The organism is Hydrocoleum sp. CS-953 (assembly GCF_002260545.1).
Classification (GTDB): Bacteria; Cyanobacteriota; Cyanobacteriia; order Cyanobacteriales; family Microcoleaceae; genus Trichodesmium.
Genome location: NZ_LGSU01000147.1, coordinates 1 through 2277 on the forward strand (window position 1 = coordinate 1; position 2277 = coordinate 2277).

Annotated in this window: 2 protein-coding genes; both read right to left on the bottom strand. The window is 30.2% G+C overall.

Annotation, left to right across the window (positions count from 1 at the left end; translation table 11 throughout):
• Window positions 1-57: 57 nt before the first annotated feature.
• A complete protein-coding gene (locus AFK68_RS01085) occupies window positions 58-1092 on the bottom strand; it encodes an endonuclease NucS domain-containing protein (protein WP_094670954.1) in 1035 nt (344 codons plus the stop codon).
• A gap of 30 nt (window positions 1093-1122) precedes the next feature.
• On the bottom strand, window positions 1123-2229 hold the full coding sequence (locus tag AFK68_RS01090) for a hypothetical protein (protein WP_094670956.1): 1107 nt from the start codon (window positions 2227-2229) through the stop codon (window positions 1123-1125).
• Between the last annotated feature and the right edge of the window lie 48 nt (window positions 2230-2277).

Below are 2277 nucleotides of genomic sequence, written 5' to 3' on the forward strand. Positions count from 1 at the left end.
ATTTCACTATTTTCCTAAATCTAATAATTTTCTATTTTAACTAATTTTTTGATTCATTTATGATGAGTTTCTATTTTGCCATTCAGATAAAGCTACATCAACTAAAGCATCTATGGATTTAGATTTAATAGATTTTCCTGTCATTATTTCATACATTTGTAGATATCCTTCAATATTATCGTATTCTGTTTTTCCTTGATAACTATACTGACTCGGAATTTTGTATCCTAAAGCTATCTTCCAATCATCAGTTAAAATTGAAATTTTAATGCTTTTTAGATCGTTATATTGGTTGCGCATATATTTTCGTAATGATTGAAAATACCGATATGGTAAATATAAAAACATTTTTAAACCAGAAGCACCTTTTAGAAACTGAAATCCTCCTAAAAGTTTGTGTGCTGGTTTGCAAAGTTCACCGTCTTTCTTTTTTTGACCGTAAGTAATAGTAACATTCGTGCTTTTTTCCCCAATAGATTTGTCAAATATCAGAATTTTTTCTCTGAGCTTCAAGACAATATCTTGTGTATCAATAGTTTCATTTTCTAACATTCTTAAAAGTGATTTATGTGGTTCAGATATAGTAATTAAATCGGGTTTGGGTTGATGGGCAAGAATGATTTTTTCTTGAGGGTAAGGAATCTGAATTTTTGAGAATAAATTTCCTTCTGTAGTCTTGAGGATAAAGTTAAGCTGGTTTGCCGATTGAAAAATTTCAAATATAATAAATTCAAACAAAAGCTGATGATGTTTTCTATCAATGAAATTATGTCTATGAAAAGAAGGAGCGATCGCTATTAAACGAACTTGCTTTTGATAGTCTATATCTGTAGCAAATGGTTTTTCATTGTACAGATTATCATAGTAACGAGTAAGCTGTTGAACTACATAACGGTCTTCAATATTTTTCAATTCTATTATTGCTAGTTGTCGTTCTTCAGATGTTGCTAAAATATCTGATTTTTCTGCATTAATAGGATATTGACGCTTTAGGGGTTTTAAGTTGAATAGAATCTGCAGATTTTCCCAAACAAAATTTTCTAAATCTTCCTCACTTTCAAATTCCCATTTATCTTGTGTTTTTTTGAGCATAATTTTGAATTTTTCCAAATCTATCTAAATTTACTGTCGTTTATGCCATTCTTCTAAAGCTATATCGACTAGAACATCTAAAGAATTAGAAGTAACTATTTTTCCAGTTAATTTTTCATAGAGTTTTAAATACTGTTCAGTATCCCAGTATGTTCCACCCCGCCAAGGTTCTTTATAACGACTAGGAAGAATAATTTTAGGCACAGTCAGCCAATCATCAGTTTTGATTAAAACCTTGAGTATTCTTTGACTCAAATCATCCTTTAGAAAAGGCAAATAAAGAAATAAATTGATATTAGTAATTATTTTATAATAAGAATATTCTGGTTCAGCCAAAGGTCTGTCAAATAAATCAGTTGTTTTTACAATAACCTTGATTTCGGGGTCATTCAAGTCGTTATGGTTTATAAAACTATTGTGTGTTTCTCGATAAAATTCTGCACAACGAGTCTCAGGATTTTTACAAATGGATGTTCCTCTTTTTCTGCCATAAGCAATAGTAACTGCTGTAGTTTTTTCTCCTATTCGTTTATCATATTTGAGGATTTTTTTTCTTAGATTAAGAATAATACCCTGTTTTTCAAACCCATCTTTTTCTAGCATATCCAAAAGTGCTTTTGGAGGGCGTGGTAAAGTTACATTAGGTATTTTTTCAGGATTAATTACATATTCTTCAGAAAGAGGAATTTTTAACTTAACCAATATCTGACCATCAATATTTTTCAAATAGAAATAAATTTGATTTCCTTCTTGAACAATCTCAAATAACCAAAACTCTAAATTCAGCTTGCTATATTTTAAATCAATGAAATTATGTCTGTGAAAAGAAGGAGCGATCGCTACTAACCGCACCAACTTTTGATAATCTACTTTCTGGGAAAAAGGCTTTTCTGTTAAGACATTTTCATAATATCGAGTAAGCTGCTGCACAACATAACGGTCTTCAATATTTTTCAATTCTAATATTGTTAATTGCCGTACTTCTGATATTCCTAAAATATCGCACCATTCCCCCATGACAATATGTTGACGTTTCAGAGGTTCTAAATTAAATAGATCGGGCAAATTTTCCCAGACAAAATCTTCTAAAGCTGCCTCACTTTCAAATTCCCATTTATCTGCTATTTTTTTTAACATTGGGTTATATCATGTTCGGTTGAATACTTATAAATAATTACCAAGGAG